Genomic DNA, 15,091 nt, shown 5'->3' on the forward strand with positions numbered 1-15,091 from the left:
ATGAACCCTATAAAAATTTTGGTTGTAGAAGACGAAGTTATTGTAGCGCAAGACATAGCAGGTAGATTAAAAAAACTCGGATATGTAGTAACAGCTACAGTTTCTTCAGGAGAAGAAGCAATTCAAAAAGCTATAGAAAACCCGCCAAATTTGGTGTTGATGGACATCGTGCTTAAAGGTGACATGGACGGAGTAACAGCGGCAGAAAAAATCCGAACTAATAGGAATGTGCCGACAGTATTTTTAACAGCTTATGCCGACGATCAAACGCTGCAAAGAGCGAAACTTACAGATCCATTCGGTTACATTATAAAACCCTTTCAACAACATGATTTACGGGTGGCGATCGAGATTGCCCTGCACAGACACGAAATCGAAACCAAGATGCGAGAATCTCTCAAAGCCTCGGAAGCAGCCAGAGAGTCGCTGGAAGAAAAATCGCACCGCCAAAATCATTATATTTCAATGGCCGCTCACGAATTGCGCAACCCGCTCAACGCGATTTTAATCTCTGCGGAACTCCTAGAGATCGATCGAACTCGCAGCAGTGACGAATCCCAAGTTAGAACCCTGCGGCTGGTGCACTCAGCTACCCAGAAGATGAACCAGCTAATCGACGATATGCTGTTCATGGGTAGAGCAGAAGCAGGCAAACTCAAATGCAATCCATTACCGATAAATTTAGTCGAATTTTGTCAAGAATTGCTCGCTCAATTGCAGTTAGGAAATGAAGCCAAGCACAAACTAACATTAATCCCGTCAGATGTTACCAGCGCGATGTTAGATCAACAATTGCTGCACGGCATTCTTTCTAACTTAATCGTCAATGCCATCAAATATTCCCCCAACGGCGGGCAAGTCACCTTGGAATTGGAATACCGTCAAGCAGGGAAGGGAGACAAAGAAGCTATTTTTTGCTTATCTCCTCACTGTTTGTTTGGCAATTCCCAATTTATAAATAGTAACTCTCCTTTACTAATTATGCGTATCCGAGACGAAGGTATCGGCATCCCCGAAACGGAAGTAGGAAAAATATTTGAAATGTTTTACCGCTGCAAGAATACTGGAAAGATTAAAGGTAACGGTTTGGGATTAACAATTGTTAAAAAAGCTGTGGAATTGCAAGGAGGTGCGATCGCCTGCGAAAGCAAAATCGGCGTTGGTACAACCTTCACAGTCGCGCTTCCTTACCTTGCCCTTTCCTCTAAGACTCAACGAGAAACAACTTAAATACCACTACCAACACTAATCCAAGTGTTGCAAAATCCACTCCACAGCCACCGCTAAATTGGCTGCAATAAAATCCGGTTTAGTATGATGCTGATACTCACCGCTCAACACGCTTTTCCCGTAACCAGTCTGCACCAAAATGCCAGTACAGCCGGCATTGTGAGCCATATCAACATCAGTCGCTTTATCGCCTACCATAAAACTATTCCGCAAATCCAAATCGTGTTCCCAAGCCGCCGCTACCAACATCCCCGTATTTGGTTTTCGCCAAGTCGTATACCGCGTAAATTCTGGGTTTGTTCCGCCTTCGGCTGCGCTTAAATAAGGACAGTAATAAAGAGCATCTAACTTGGCTCCTGCTTCATTTTCTAATAACTGACACAGGCGTTTGTGCAAAGCTTCTACGTGGCTGACGGGATTATAACCCCTCGCTGGGCCCGATTGATTGGAAACCAAACAGCAAAATATTTGTCGGTCATTTAAACGGCGTACAGCTTCAGCTATTCCGGGGATTAAATGCAAATCTTCTACTTTGTGGATGTAGCCGACTTCGATATTGAGAACGCCATCTCGGTCAAGAAATACTGCTCGTTTCATTGTTGTATTGTTTTTGATATAATATAAAACTCGGTGGCATCGGAATTGATATTACCCACAGTCAAGACACGGCAATGCCCAAGGCGTGTCAACTTAAGCTTTTCGTCCGCTAGTCCTCCCGCCTACCCGGCAGTCCGCCAGGGAATGAATTCCCTGTCTAATAGCGAAAGTCCTCTACAAGAGGACTGAATAATTCATTAGTCCTCTTTTAGAGGACTTCAGCTTTGAGACAGGGGTTTCAACCCCTGTCGGACTATCGGTGTAACGTTAAGTTGACTCCAATGGACACTGCCGTGTCCTCATCATGATTCTAAAATAGATTGTTTTCCCAGCCATTCGCGGAAACTATTATGATACAAACTATAGCAAATTTCTCCTCCAATTTCTTGTTTATTTAAGAACTCGATCCAATTGTCTAACACTTTTTCAACCTCGTATTCATCCTCATCAATTATATTGGATATCGCACTTACAGACAAACCTGTTGTGGATTTTATCAAAACATTCTGCACAGACAACTCGATCGCCGATAAAGCATCACCTCTCATCCGCAGCCAGTGGTTTTGATAATACGCTGCTAAACCGGGAGGAAGTTCAGAGACAAGTGAGGACTCCCCCAGATTAGCATCGGGGTGTGAATTCTCGTTAATGGCAGGTAACATCTGACTCAGATACATGAAATTGTTTTCGCTGACAGTGGCGAGTTGTTGGCAGAATTCGGGTTGAGTTAAATCCGGTGCGGTTGATAGGTATTGCTGAATGTAGTTAAGGACATCTTCCCGATTTTGGGCGGGATAATCTCTTAAATCCAGAGTTTGAGAGGGGGTTTCAATTAACAAACCGGATTTCTCTCTCAAAAACGGGCGGCGGGCGAGGATAAAATAAGTACGATCGCCCAAATATCTCGGCAGATAAAACAGATTTGAGCTGGGAGGCTGACTCGTGCGGGCGATCGCGTCTACAGAATCAATGACTATTATCAACTTTTGGCGATCGTTTAATTTATCGCTAATTTGCTGAAGCAACAAAGACAGAAACCAACTCCCATCATGGGATTCTAGATTTTGAAGTTGAGATCTTAGCTTGACAATTTCCGATGTTTCCCCATTGGCGGCAAGGTATTTGTCAATCAGTTGAGTGCAGGCTGAAGCGAGAAAATCTTCGGCTCGATTTTTGCCTTCAACTGCAGCGTTGTAATAGATACTGCGAGGATGGGCGGTGACATATTGGGCGAGGATGGAACTTTTGCCGCAGCCGGGAGTGCCGACAATTGTGAAATAACCGCGGCTGTGGGAGTTCAGAAAGTCGGAAATGGCAGAAAAAACAAATTTTCGCCCTGCAAAATTCTCGGTTTTTTCTCGCAGGAGTTGCTGAAATTCCTTTGGGTAAGAATCGGTATAGATGGGAGTTGGCAGAGGTGAGGAATTCATTTTAGTTCCTCCATCCCTTCTAGCTGCAGGAAATATACTCGGCCGGATGCGTCGCCTGCCACAATTGTGACTCCATCGGGTGCAATAGCGCAACACGCGATCGGGCTTTCACAGGTGAAATTAGCAATAACCTTTCCACTCGACAAATCCCAAACTTTGATACTCTTGTCCGATGAACCAGAAATCGCCCATTTGCCATCAGCAGTGACAGCAACTGCATTTACCGAGTAGCTGTGACCTTTGAGACTAAACAGTTCGTTTCTAGTTGTTAAATCCCAGACTTTGATGGTGTTGTCCCACGAACCAGAAATTGCCCGCTTGCCATCAGCGGTGACGGCGACTGCTGTTACGAATTGGCCGTGAGCTTCGAGAGTAAACTGTTTTTTTCTAGTTATTAAATCCCAGACTTTGATGGTCTTGTCCGATGAACCAGAAATTGCCAGCTTGCCATCAGGGGTGACGGCGACTGCTTTTACCCAATCGCCGTGACCTTTGAGAGTAAACAGTTCGTTTCGAGTTGTTAAATCCCAGACTTTGAGGGTGCTGTCCGATGAACCAGAAATCGCCCGCTTCCCATCCTCCGTGACGGCGACTGCATTGACTGCGTTGCTGTGACCTTTGAGAGTAAACAGTTCCTTTCGAGTTGTTAAATCCCAGACTTTGATGGTGGTGTCTCTTGAACCAGAAATTGCCCGCTTGCCATCGGGCGTGACGGCTACCGCATTTACCAAGTAGCTGTGACCTTTGAGAGTAAACAGTTCCTTTCGAGTTGTTAAATCCCAGACTTTGAGGGTGTTGTCCGATGAACTAGAAATTGCCAGCTTGCCATCACCAGTGACGGCAACTGAATTTACCCAGTTGCTGTGACCTTTGAGAGTAAACTGTACCTCTGCAGTTGTTAAATTCCAGACTTTGAGCGTGGTGTCTCTCGAACCAGAAAATGCCCGCTTGCCATCCTCCGTGACGGCGACTGCATTTACTGAGTTTCTGTGACCTTTGAGAGTAAATTCTTCCTTTCGAGTTGTTAAATCCCAGACTTTGATGGTGTTGTCCCACGAACCAGAAATTGCCCGCTTGCCATCACCAGTGACGGCTACTGCATATACCGATTGGGTGTGACCTTTGAGAGTAAATTCTTCCTTTCGAGTTGTTAAATCCCAGACTTTGATGGTGTTGTCCCACGAACCAGAAATCGCCCGCTTGCCATCGGGGGTGACGGCGACTGCATATACTGAGTTGCTGTGACCTTGGAGAGTAAACTCTTCGTTTCCAGTGGTTAAATCCCAGACTTTGAGGGTTTTGTCTTTTGAACCAGAAATTGCCCGCTGGCCATCCTCCGTGACGGCTACTGCATTTACCCAGTTGCTGTGACCTTTGAGAGTAAACTTTTCATCTCCAGTTGTTAAATCCCAGACTTTGAGGGTATTGTCTCTTGAACCAGAAATTGCCCGCTGGCCATCTTCCGTGACGGCTACTGCTTTTACCCAGTCACTGTGACCTTCGAGGGTGCGTAGTAGTCCCCTGCGAGGGGGAGTTAAACAGGCTGTCAAAGGACGCAACCAAGCTGCTGCTTTCCACTGCTTTGCTACCTCCAGCATTGCCTGAATCTCTGGCATTTCAAAGTACAGTAAGCGCCCTAACAATTGTTCTGCTAGCTTAGCCTTATCTGCCTCCAAAATATCTGCTGACATCCACAACACCGATTGAATCAAGTCCAGGGCTTTCGCTTTTTCTGGGTTGTACTCTGGGTGAGTTACTGCTTCTGAATCGTCAACCAAATTGAAATCATCAATAAGTGCCTGCACCCCAAATTCAGGATGCTGAATCTTTGCCATCAGAAAGTTAAAATCTGTCAGTTTTTGATAATACTTTTCTAAATTACCTGACTTGAGATAATTTGGCAGTAAGCTGCCCAGATAAGCACGTTGATAGAAAAGTGGTTTGGCCGCTAACTTGTCAGCAAATTCTCCCATATCACACCATCCCCTTTTCTAAATACTCAGTAATCCCTTCTAGTCGCAGGAAATATACGCGGCCCGATGCGTCGCCTACCACAATTGTTACTCCATCGGCGGCAATAGCGCAACAGATAATCGCACTTTCACCCGTGAAACTGGCAATGACATTTCCAGTGGTAAAATCCCAGACTTTGAGGTTTTTTTCCCAGGAACCCGAAATCGCCCGTTTACCATCAGCAGTCACGGCAACTGCTTTTACCAAATCGCTGTGACCAGTGAGAGTAAACTCTTCCTTTTGAGTTGTTAAATCCCAGACTTTTAGGGTGTTGTCATGTGAACAAGAAATTGCCCGCTTCCCATCAGTAGTGACGGCTACTGCATTTACAAAATTGCTGTGACCAGTGAGAGTAAACTTTTCCTTTTTATTGATTAAATCCCAGACTTTGATGGTGTTGTCCGATGAACCAGAAATTGCCTGCTTGCCATCAGCAGTGACAGCGACTGCATTTACAAAGTTGCTGTGACCATTAAGAGTAAACAGTTGCTTTCCAGTTGTTAAATCCCAGACTTTTATGGTGTTATCCGATGAACCAGAAACTGCCCTTTTGCCATCAGCAGTGACGGCTACTCCATTGACTGATTTGTTGTGACCTCTAAGAGTAAACTGTTCCTTTCCCGTTGTTAAATCCCAGACTTTTAGGGTGTTGTCTTTTGAACTAGAAATAGCCCGCTTCCCATCAGCAGTGACAGCTACCGCATTTACAAAGTAGTTATGGCTTTGATAAGTAAACAGTTTTTTTCCAGTTGTTAAATCCCAGACTTTTAGGGTGTTGTCCGAGGAACCAGAAATAGCCCGCTTCCCATCAGCAGTAATAGGGGCGTAATTTACCGAGTAGTTATGGTCATGAGAAGTAAGCTCTTCATTTTCAGTTGTTAAATCCCAGACTTTTAGCGTGCTGTCCGAGCAACCAGAAATCGCCCGTTTCCCATCAGCAGTGACGGCTACCGAATTTACCGAGTAGTTATGACCGTGAGAAGTAAACTCTTCCTTTCCAGTTGTTAAATCCCAAACTTTGAGAGTGTTGTCTTTTGAACCAGAAATCGCCCGTTTCCCATCAACAGTGACGGCTACCGAATTTACCGAGTAACTGTGGCTATTGAGAGTAAACTCTTCCTTTCCAGTTGTTAAATCCCAGACCTTGAGCGTCCTGTCTCTTGAACCAGAAATCGCTCGCTTGCCATCAGCAGTAACGGCTACCGCATTGACCAAATAGCTGTGACCTTTGAGAGTAAATTCTTCCTTTCCATTTGTTAAATCCCAAACTTTGAGAGTGTTGTCGGATGAACCAGAAATCACCCGCTTCCCATCAGTAGTGACAGCGACGGCCCATACCGAATTACTGTGACCTTTGAGAGTAAACTCTTCCTTCCGAGTTGTTAAATCCCAAACTTTGACTGTTTGATCCTCTGAACCAGAAATTGCTCGTTTACCATCAAGAGTGATAGCGACGGCCCATACCGAATTACTGTGACCTTTGAGAGTAAACTCTTCCTTTCCAGTTACTAAATTCCAGACTTTGAGGGTGTTATCCGATGAACCAGAAATTACTCGTTTACCATCAGCAGTGACAGCAACTGCATTTACCCAGTAAGTGTGACCTTTGAGAGTAAACTCTTCCTTTCCAGTTGTTAAATCCCAAATTTTTATGGTATTGTCCCAAGAACCAGAAATCACCCGCTTGCCATCAGCAGTGACAGCAACTGCATTTACATTTACTGAGTAGCCATGACCTTTGAGTGTAAAAAGTTCCTTTCCAGTTGTTAAATTCCAGACTTTTATGGTCTTATCTACTGAACCAGAAATCACCTGTTTGCCATCATTAGTGACGGCAACTGCATTTACAAAATTTGTATGACCTTCAAGTGTACGTAGTAATCCTCCTCGGGGGGGAATGAGACAAGGGATTAAAGGACGCAACCAAGGTGCTGCTTTCCACTTTTTTGCTACCTGCAGCATTGCTTGAATCTCTGGCATTTCAAAATACAGTAGGCGGCCTAACAATTGTTCTGCTAGCTTAGCCTTATTTAGTTCTAAAATATCCGCTGACATCCACAACACCGATTGAATCAAGTTCAGAGATTTCGCTCTTTCTGGGTTGTACTCTGGGTTAATTACTGCTTGTAAATCGTCAATCAAATTAAAATCATCAATCAGTGCCTGCACTCCAAACTCAGGATGCTGAATCTTTGCCATCAAAAATTTAAAATCAGTCAGTTTTTGATAATACTTTTCTAAATTCCCTGACTTGACATAATTTGGCAGTAAGCTGCCCAGATAAGCACGTTGATAGAAAAGTGGTTTGGCCGCTAACTTGTCAGCAAATTCTCCCATCTCACACTATCCCCTCTTCTAAATACTCAGCAATCCGTTGATTTACTTCCTTAAAAATCTTCCGCTTTGAATCCATCTCCCGTTTGCCTTTCAGAAAGTCAAGGAAACTAGCATGATAGATGGTATAGCAGATTTCTCCGTCTAAATTCTGCTTTTTCAAATATTCAACCCACTCATCTTCTAAAACCTGTGCCACATCGCATTCATCCACCTTGGCAATTCCCGCAATCATCTCGCAGGGAATCGCCGTGCCAATCTCTAATAAAATATACAAGACAATCTCCATCAATTGCCCTGGCTTAGATTCCATTTTCATCCGCACCCAATGGCTTTGATAATACTCTTGCAGCCCGTCGGGCAATTGCTTTAAATCCAAGTCATTGTAATAGCCATTAGCAATTGCGGGCAAAACATACCGCAAATACATAAAATTGTTTTCGCTCTTGTTTGCCACTTGCTCGGCAAACATTGTATCGGCAATGCTGTGGGTTTGAATCCAGTTTCTTAGTTTATCTTTATAGTCAGGATCGGTATTGATAAAAAAGCGAATATATTCTTTGATATCATCCTGATTAAAATTCATGTATTTTTCGTCTCTTAAATCTAAGTCTTTAACCGGAACTCCCGGAGATACGGCCAGCCGCCTTTGACCGAAGTTAAAGGGTCGCCGCGTCAGCAGGAAATATACGTTATTGGGCAGAGTTGTCGGCAAATGTAAAAGATTTTCTCCCGGTTCTTGTTCAACTTCATCCAGTGCATCAATTGCAATTACCAAACGTTCACCTGCCGTGAGTTTCCCCGCCACCGTTGCCAGTAATTTCGGTAAATCGGCGTCTTCTGATTTTAGCAATTCATAGCGGTCAATTAATTGCTGGCGAATGCTCTTCAAAAACAATTCTGGTCTGTTGCGGCGTTCGACGACAATATTGAAATAGCAGGGAGATTTATGTTCCCAGACGTATTTGGCAACGATCGAGCTTTTGCCCATTCCCGCATCCCCGATAATTGTAAAATAACCGTGAGAATTTTCGGTGATAAATTGGTGAAAAGTATCAAAAACAAATCCGCGACCGCAGAAAGTCCTAATTTTTTCTTTTATTAACGATATAAATTCTTCAGGGTAGGGGGCAACTACTGGGTCTGGTTTTGGATAATACTTCTGTTTTAATTTTATAAACAATATATCCAATTTACCGGCACCGTTTTGGTCAAGAAGTTGAGGAAAAGTATTTCCAAATTTTTTGTAAATCACTCCCAGCCGCTGTTTTACCGTAGCTTCTGATATGCTTAATTCTACTGAAAGCTGTGCCTGATTTCGGGGGCAATTTTCAGGAGAGAAGAGTGCTACTAATAATGTTTCTGTTTGTTCGGCAGATAACCCATGTCCGCCACATTCGCCATTAAGAAATTTTTGCCAATCCATCTAAGTTAACCCAAAATTTATTTTTACATTATAAATTAAGTAAATAAGTCCGTCAAGCAAATTATCAAAATTAAGATTTATACCCAATTAGGGTAATGCCTTTTCTACTTTAATTAGACCTTGACTATACTTCGATTATACCAACCTCTAATATACCTAAGTTTATACCTCAGGTAAACTTTACTCAATAAAATTGATGCCATGATTTTATCAAGACACAAAAACAAGTTTTGATAAACAAGAGAGGTCAGTCAAATGAACTTTAACTTATGTGGCAACTCGCAAAACTCTGACGAAGATTATAGTGGAATCGGTATAAAACTTATGGGCAAAATTGCCGATGAGCTAAGTTATACCCGCACTTCTGACGGTCGCAACTGTTTGTTAATGGTGAAATATTTATTTCAGCCAGTACCACCCCAACCTAGCACTCCAGCTCGTTGTTTCAAGCGGGCGATCGATGTTTTACACAGCTTTAACTGGCTTCAAGAGCAACGAACTCCCCAATCCGGTCGCACTTCTAACCAGCCAATTCACAAGATTAGCCTTGAAGTAAATACGGATTTTAAGGCTGTTACCCAAGTCCTTTGGTGGGTCGAGCAGTTAGAGCCTCTACCCATTCCCGCAACAGTTTTGCAGCTTTGTAAACTTGCTGCGATTGAAGGGTTTACGAATGCTGTTCGCCACGCTCACAAAACTCTGCCCTTAGAAACTCCGATCGAGCTTGCGATCGCAGTTTTTGCCGATCGCCTAGAGATCGAAATATGGGATTGGGGCAAGCCTTTTGACCTCAAGACCAAGCTGAAAAAAGAATTGCCAGAAAAAACTCTGTTTAGTTGGAACGACCTGGGCTTTACTCTTCACTAAAGCTGTTCTGAAATTGCCAGTTGTCCATTAACAGTAGGAAGAAAATTTTTTGTGATGACTACTGATACTGCTCCCAAGATCCTCGTTGTGGATGATGACCCGTCCATCCGCACTCTAGTTCATCGTTTTTTAACTCAGAAATATCAAGTAGATTCGGCAGCAGATGGCGAGACGGCTTTAGAATTGTTTGAGAAATTCAAGCCACTGCTAGTAGTTCTTGATTGGAATTTGCCGGATACTACAGGCTATCTCCTCTGCCAGGAAATGCAGCGCCGTACTAATGTTTTTGTGGTAATGCTAAGCAGCCGCACCGACGAAGCTGATAAAGTTAAAATCATGTCCGCCGGTGCTGATGACTATATCTGCAAACCTTTTGGTCTGGCCGAGTTAGCAATTCGTATAGAAGTTGTGTTGAGACGCATGAGACCTGTTACTCCATCGCGTATTGTATTCGATCGATTCGCGATCGATTCAGCGCGTCGGGAAGCAACACTCAACGATCGCATTATCAACTTAACAGCCTTGGAATTTAATATCTTGTATTTGTTGGCAAGTCATTCCGGTGAATCTTGGAGTCGCCAACAGCTAATCGAAAAAATCTGGGGGTGGAACTGCGACGACACAGGAGAAGACCAACTTGTTACCGTACATATTGGTCAGATTCGCAAGAAAATGATTCAAGCTGATGCTACGGGGTCGCAGTTTATTAAAACTGTTCGGGGTTACGGTTACAGGTTCGAGCCGCCCTCGCGCATGGCAATGGCAAATTGCCAATTTATCTAGGCGACGGAGGACACGGCAATGCCGTTTCCCTACCCCAAAATGAGCGTAGCTTGCGGGGCGGAACGCCATCGCCCTTGATGAGATATGCAACCATCGCCTGATTAATTGTAGGGACACGGCAGTGCCGTGTCCTGGATAACGGAGGACACGGCAATGCCGTTTCCCTACCGAAGATATCCTAGTTTTTAGCCGCCCCAAACCTTCTTTAAAACCTCTTGAGGAGAGATGTCCGCCATTTTGCCAGTAGGAGATTTAATGCCCAGAAATCGATCGCTCTTGGGCAGCAATTTCGCCGGTTCAGTCGGGCCGAACAAAGCTATTGTATAAGTTTGAACCGCCACAGCTAAGTGCATCGGCGCACTGTCAGTACATATCATCAAATTAGCAGCAGCAATGGTAGCAGCCAACTTGCCGACATCATCCGGCGAGATAACTTTTACATTCGGACATAACTCGACTAACTTTGTCACGAAGTCTGCATCTTCGGGGCCTTTCACAACAACAACGGGCAAATTCGGCTGCCGCTGCTGACAATCTTCAATTATTTGCTTCCAGTTGTCTGTAGGGTAAATTTTGTCAATACCTTTAGACACAGCTAATTGACTGGAACCGCCGTGAATTAGAATGTAACCGCTTTCTTTTACCCCCAACCGCTGCTGTTCGGCTTCCGCCCACTGAATGTCCTGTTTTGGTACATTAATTGCGATCGGCGGACAAGCATTTTTAATGTTAAATCCTTGCAGCAAATCGTGGTACATTGAAGCGGCGTACTGTTCAGTTTTGAGCGGTACAGCAGCGGTGAGAAATCGAGCGCCGTTGGTTCCCGAATAGCCAACTCTCTGCGGAATGCCGGTCAGCCACAGCAGCAGCCCTACAGTCCACCGCTGGCCTAGGGAAATAACTGCTTCGTATTCGCGATCGCGAATTACGCCCAGTAAATTGCCCAAATCTGCCATAGCGTTGCGGTCTTTGAAATTGTACGTCAAGACTTCTTTGACGGATTTGCAGACTCGGTAAGCGCCCTTCGCCCTCGGTTCCACGATGACATCAATTTGCGCCTCTGGATAAGACTGCTTGAGGTCGTCGAGGGTGGGGAAAAATAAAATTTGGTCGCCAATCCCGCCTGGGACAAGTGCTAGTATTCGCATCATAAACGATCGGCTATTATCTATCGAGGTAGCTCTCAGCGATCGGTCTTCAGCTATCAGCTTATAGTATTTCTAGACATTAAAAGCTACTGGCTGACAGCTAAACAACTGACCCAAAAGTACAGGACGCTCTTAATATATACCTAGTTGGGTTAAGAACGGTTAGTTAATGCACTTATTAATTCCTGCCGCGGGTTCGGGGCGACGGATGGGGAGTCAGCGGAACAAACTGCTGCTGACTTTGCTGGGAAAACCTTTGCTGAGTTGGACTTTGGCTGCTGCTGAAGCTTCGCAGCACATTAGCTGGATTGGCATCATGGGCCAGCCAGACGATTTTCCTGATTTTAAAGCAATTGTGAGCGATTTATCTTTGGCTAAGCCCGTGGAACTGATTCAAGGTGGCGCCACCAGGCAAGAATCAGTTTACAACGGTTTGCAGGCTTTGCCGCCCAATGCCGATCGAGTGTTGATTCACGACGGCGCGAGGTGTTTGGCAACTGCTGAATTGTTCGATCGATCTGCCGAGGCCCTCTTGACCTGTCCGGGCTTGATTGTCGCCGTCCCGGTCAAGGATACGATTAAGGTCGTAGATGAGCGTCGGATCGTGCGAGACACGCCAGACAGAAGCAATTTGTGGGCAGCCCAGACTCCCCAAGGATTTGAAGTGAAATTGTTAAAGCAGTGTCACGAAGAAGGGCGACAGAAAGGTTGGGAAGTTACCGACGATGCGGCTTTGTTTGAAAAATGCGGTTTACCAGTGCAAATTGTGGAGGGAGAAGAGACGAATTTGAAAGTCACAACGCCCGTAGATTTAGCACTAGCTGAATTTATTCTGCGGCAGAGAACAGAGCAGAGTAAATAGAATTTATTGACTATTTTTAAGAACGGGCGAAATGCCCGTTCCACAATCAAGAATCTGTTAGTTGTGGAACAGGCATCTTGCCTGTTTCTTATGTTATCTTAGAAAGATCATACCTGGAAGTAAACATATGATTTCTGTTGCGCCGATCGCACCACCGTTACTCATAGGCGAACAGCGGGTGGTGTTTAGAAATATTACTTGGCAAGGTTATCAACAACTGCTCAAGATTTTTGGCGATAAACGAGCAGCTACATTGATATTCGATCGAGGGACTTTAGAAATTACCATGCCTTTAGAAGAACACGAATTTTCGGCACGCTTAATCGAGTTTTTGATTCGGATTTTAGTGAAAGAACTAGGTTTGAAAATTAAAACAATGGGTTCGACAACCCTCGATCGATCGGACTTAGAGCGCGGTGCAGAACCAGATAATGCCTATTACATCCAAAATCAGCCCCTCGTAGCCGGTCGTACAGTTGATTTAGCCACAGATCCGCCACCCGATTTAGTAGTGGAAATAGATATCACCCATACCGATATTAACAAGCCTGCTCTCTATGCCAGTATGGGAGTACCGGAGTTTTGGCGTTACAATGGTAGAGAATGGCGAATTTATAAGCTAGAGAACGATGAGTATTTGGAAGTATCGGTCAGCCCCACTTTTCCGATACTTCCGAAGTCCAAGCTCTACGAATTTTTGGCAGCAGCGCAGCTAGATGAGGTAGAAGCAGAGGTGAATTTACGCAACTGGGTGAGAGAGATGGCGAAATCTAACTAGCGAATTGGGCATTGGCGGTCGCCAGATTACGAGCTTCATCAGACCGTAAGTTCAAGAGAGAGAGTTTTCCTGTTTCGTTAGTAAGGGCTTGCTGTTGGTCTGACAATAATTTCGCTAACATCAACATCGTCAGGTTGTTCGATCGCAAATACAATCGATCGCGCGATCGCAGCCGCAGGAATAGCTATTTTGCGGAATTCTTGCATTCCCAATATTGCAGCTTCATCGCTGATGCTCTCGGCTAACTCAGACTCCGTTACTCCAGGAGAAATCACCGTCACCCGAATGTCGCCCCCAACTTCTTGTCTCAATCCTTCTGAGATTGCTCTAACGGCAAATTTAGTAGCACAGTAAACAGCAGCAGTAGGAGAAACCGCGTGTCCGCCGATCGAGGAAAGATTGATAATCTGACCAGATTTTTGTGCTTTCATCACAGGAAGTGCCGCCGCGATGCCGTACAAAACACCTTTGATATTGACATCAATCATGCGATCCCATTCCTCAACTTTCAGTTGTTCGAGTGCAGATAGGGGCATGACGCCAGCATTGTTAATCAGGACATCAACGCGATCGAACTTGCTTTGGGCAAATTGAACGAGATCCTCCATTTGACTGCGCTGAGTCACATCTAGAGCCTGGTATTCGACTGTTCCACCCTCCGCACGAATGTCCTTGGCGATCGCTTCTAGGCGATCGGTGCGACGTGCACCTAAAACAACTTTTGCACCTTTTTTGGACAGCAACTTAGCGGTGGCTTCACCGATTCCGCTACTGGCTCCAGTGATCAGAACAACTTTATTTTCTACGTTCAACATGGTTGTTTTTCCTGTTATTGAGGTTGACTTGAATTAAATAAACTGACCGCCAGAGACTTCGATTCTCTGTGCATTCACCCATCTGTTGTCTTCCGATAGCAAAGCCGCGATCGCACCGCCGATATCATCAGGAAGACCGACGCGGCCCAAGGCAGTTTGCGAAGCGATAAAGCTGTTAATCTCAGGATTGTCACGCACCGCACCGCCATTGAAATCCGTTTCAATTGCGCCTGGGGCTACCACATTCACAGCAATCTGTCTGTGTCCCAGTTCTTTCGCCATGTATCGGGTCAAAACTTCGATCGCTCCCTTCATGCTTGCGTAAGCTGCATAGCCAGGTAAAGCAAAACGGGCAAGCCCAGAGGAAATATTGACTATCCGTCCTCCATCATTGATTAAAGGAAGAAGTTTCTGCGTGAGGAAAAAAACGCCCTTCAGATGAATATTCATCAAGCGATCGAAATCATCTTCCGTCGTATCAGCAAAAGACGCATAAACACCAACACCAGCATTATTGACGAGGAAATCAAAATGCTCTGTCTGCCATTTGTCTTGAAGTGACTGCTTGACTTGTTCCGCGAAACCGTCAAAGGTTTTAGTGTTTGAAGTATCCAGTTGCAGGGCAACGGCTTGAGCTCCGATATCGGCGATCGCAGATACGACATTTTTCGCATCCTCATCGCTGTTGTTATATGTCACGATGACATCGACTCCTTTTTTGGCAAGGGTCAAAGCCGTATTTTTGCCAAGTCCTCGGCTCGCCCCTGTTACCAATGCGATTTTTTTCTTGTCTTGGGTCATTGCCTTA

General features: G+C 44.8%; 13 protein-coding genes. 5 read left to right on the forward strand and 8 right to left on the reverse strand.

The genetic code is table 11. The features are described 5' to 3' along the window. A complete protein-coding gene (locus E5S67_RS02250; RefSeq protein ID WP_172185059.1) occupies window positions 1–1,230 on the forward strand; it encodes a hybrid sensor histidine kinase/response regulator in 1,230 nt (409 codons plus the stop codon). Between the two features lie 15 nt (window positions 1,231–1,245). Here the strand turns inward: E5S67_RS02250 and E5S67_RS02255 are convergent, their stop codons facing one another. From E5S67_RS02255 to E5S67_RS02275, 5 genes are all read right to left on the reverse strand, one after another. Beyond that, window positions 1,246–1,827, reverse strand: a complete 582-nt coding sequence (locus E5S67_RS02255) for a D-glycero-alpha-D-manno-heptose-1,7-bisphosphate 7-phosphatase (RefSeq protein ID WP_172185061.1) — start codon at window positions 1,825–1,827, stop codon at window positions 1,246–1,248. 302 nt (window positions 1,828–2,129) lie between these two features. Next, window positions 2,130–3,257: an ATP-binding protein gene (locus E5S67_RS02260; protein ID WP_172185063.1), complete on the reverse strand. Its 1,128-nt coding sequence runs from the start codon at window positions 3,255–3,257 to the stop codon at window positions 2,130–2,132. After that, window positions 3,254–5,230, reverse strand: a complete 1,977-nt coding sequence (locus tag E5S67_RS02265) for a WD40 repeat domain-containing protein (protein ID WP_172185065.1) — start codon at window positions 5,228–5,230, stop codon at window positions 3,254–3,256. Before E5S67_RS02265 ends, E5S67_RS02260 begins: the two co-directional genes overlap by 4 nt. 1 nt (window position 5,231) lies before the next feature. Continuing rightward, window positions 5,232–7,607 (reverse strand): WD40 repeat domain-containing protein, encoded by a 2,376-nt coding sequence (locus tag E5S67_RS02270; protein WP_172185067.1) that lies wholly within the window; start codon window positions 7,605–7,607, stop codon window positions 5,232–5,234. 1 nt (window position 7,608) lies between these two features. Beyond that, complete coding sequence (locus E5S67_RS02275) at window positions 7,609–9,030, reverse strand: NACHT domain-containing protein (protein ID WP_246276589.1); 1,422 nt, start codon at window positions 9,028–9,030, stop codon at window positions 7,609–7,611. A 255-nt stretch (window positions 9,031–9,285) separates the two neighbouring features. Between E5S67_RS02275 and E5S67_RS02280 the strand changes: the two genes are divergently transcribed. Together E5S67_RS02280 and E5S67_RS02285 are read left to right on the forward strand one after the other, a co-directional pair. Then, window positions 9,286–9,897 carry an ATP-binding protein gene (locus E5S67_RS02280; RefSeq protein ID WP_172185069.1) on the forward strand — a complete coding sequence of 204 codons (612 nt, stop codon included), beginning with the start codon at window positions 9,286–9,288 and terminating at the stop codon, window positions 9,895–9,897. 54 nt (window positions 9,898–9,951) lie between these two features. Then, window positions 9,952–10,680 (forward strand): response regulator transcription factor, encoded by a 729-nt coding sequence (locus E5S67_RS02285; RefSeq protein ID WP_172185071.1) that lies wholly within the window; start codon window positions 9,952–9,954, stop codon window positions 10,678–10,680. A gap of 185 nt (window positions 10,681–10,865) precedes the next feature. Here E5S67_RS02285 and E5S67_RS02290 read toward each other — a convergent pair whose 3' ends face one another. Beyond that, window positions 10,866–11,828, reverse strand: a complete 963-nt coding sequence (locus E5S67_RS02290) for a glycosyltransferase family 9 protein (protein WP_172185178.1) — start codon at window positions 11,826–11,828, stop codon at window positions 10,866–10,868. A gap of 169 nt (window positions 11,829–11,997) precedes the next feature. Between E5S67_RS02290 and ispD the strand changes: the two genes are divergently transcribed. Beyond that, window positions 11,998–12,690, forward strand: coding sequence for a 2-C-methyl-D-erythritol 4-phosphate cytidylyltransferase (gene ispD, locus E5S67_RS02295; protein ID WP_172185073.1), 693 nt, complete (start codon window positions 11,998–12,000; stop codon window positions 12,688–12,690). A 127-nt stretch (window positions 12,691–12,817) separates the two neighbouring features. Continuing rightward, window positions 12,818–13,468: a Uma2 family endonuclease gene (locus tag E5S67_RS02300; RefSeq protein ID WP_172185075.1), complete on the forward strand. Its 651-nt coding sequence runs from the start codon at window positions 12,818–12,820 to the stop codon at window positions 13,466–13,468. Window positions 13,469–13,545: 77 nt separating this feature from the next. Here E5S67_RS02300 and E5S67_RS02305 read toward each other — a convergent pair whose 3' ends face one another. Together E5S67_RS02305 and E5S67_RS02310 are read right to left on the reverse strand one after the other, a co-directional pair. Further along, window positions 13,546–14,283 carry an SDR family oxidoreductase gene (locus E5S67_RS02305; protein WP_172185077.1) on the reverse strand — a complete coding sequence of 246 codons (738 nt, stop codon included), beginning with the start codon at window positions 14,281–14,283 and terminating at the stop codon, window positions 13,546–13,548. A 33-nt stretch (window positions 14,284–14,316) separates the two neighbouring features. Further along, window positions 14,317–15,084, reverse strand: coding sequence for an SDR family NAD(P)-dependent oxidoreductase (locus tag E5S67_RS02310; protein WP_172185079.1), 768 nt, complete (start codon window positions 15,082–15,084; stop codon window positions 14,317–14,319). Window positions 15,085–15,091 lie beyond the last annotated feature (7 nt).

Origin of the sequence: Microcoleus asticus IPMA8 (assembly GCF_013179805.1) — a bacterium.
In the GTDB taxonomy this organism is placed as follows: Bacteria; Cyanobacteriota; Cyanobacteriia; order Cyanobacteriales; family Microcoleaceae; genus Microcoleus; species Microcoleus asticus.

Bases quoted from the DNA above. Each gene is read 5' to 3' on its own strand.
- E5S67_RS02250 (WP_172185059.1), top strand. From the start codon at position 1: ATGAACCCTATAAAAATTTTGGTTGTAGAAGACGAAGTTATTGTAGCG.
- E5S67_RS02255 (WP_172185061.1), bottom strand. From the start codon at position 1,827: ATGAAACGAGCAGTATTTCTTGACCGAGATGGCGTTCTCAATATCGAA.
- E5S67_RS02260 (WP_172185063.1), bottom strand. From the start codon at position 3,257: ATGAATTCCTCACCTCTGCCAACTCCCATCTATACCGATTCTTACCCA.
- E5S67_RS02265 (WP_172185065.1), bottom strand. From the start codon at position 5,230: ATGGGAGAATTTGCTGACAAGTTAGCGGCCAAACCACTTTTCTATCAA.
- E5S67_RS02270 (WP_172185067.1), bottom strand. From the start codon at position 7,607: ATGGGAGAATTTGCTGACAAGTTAGCGGCCAAACCACTTTTCTATCAA.
- E5S67_RS02275 (WP_246276589.1), bottom strand. From the start codon at position 9,030: ATGGATTGGCAAAAATTTCTTAATGGCGAATGTGGCGGACATGGGTTA.
- E5S67_RS02280 (WP_172185069.1), top strand. From the start codon at position 9,286: ATGAACTTTAACTTATGTGGCAACTCGCAAAACTCTGACGAAGATTAT.
- E5S67_RS02285 (WP_172185071.1), top strand. From the start codon at position 9,952: ATGACTACTGATACTGCTCCCAAGATCCTCGTTGTGGATGATGACCCG.
- E5S67_RS02290 (WP_172185178.1), bottom strand. From the start codon at position 11,828: ATGCGAATACTAGCACTTGTCCCAGGCGGGATTGGCGACCAAATTTTA.
- ispD (WP_172185073.1), top strand. From the start codon at position 11,998: ATGCACTTATTAATTCCTGCCGCGGGTTCGGGGCGACGGATGGGGAGT.
- E5S67_RS02300 (WP_172185075.1), top strand. From the start codon at position 12,818: ATGATTTCTGTTGCGCCGATCGCACCACCGTTACTCATAGGCGAACAG.
- E5S67_RS02305 (WP_172185077.1), bottom strand. From the start codon at position 14,283: ATGTTGAACGTAGAAAATAAAGTTGTTCTGATCACTGGAGCCAGTAGC.
- E5S67_RS02310 (WP_172185079.1), bottom strand. From the start codon at position 15,084: ATGACCCAAGACAAGAAAAAAATCGCATTGGTAACAGGGGCGAGCCGA.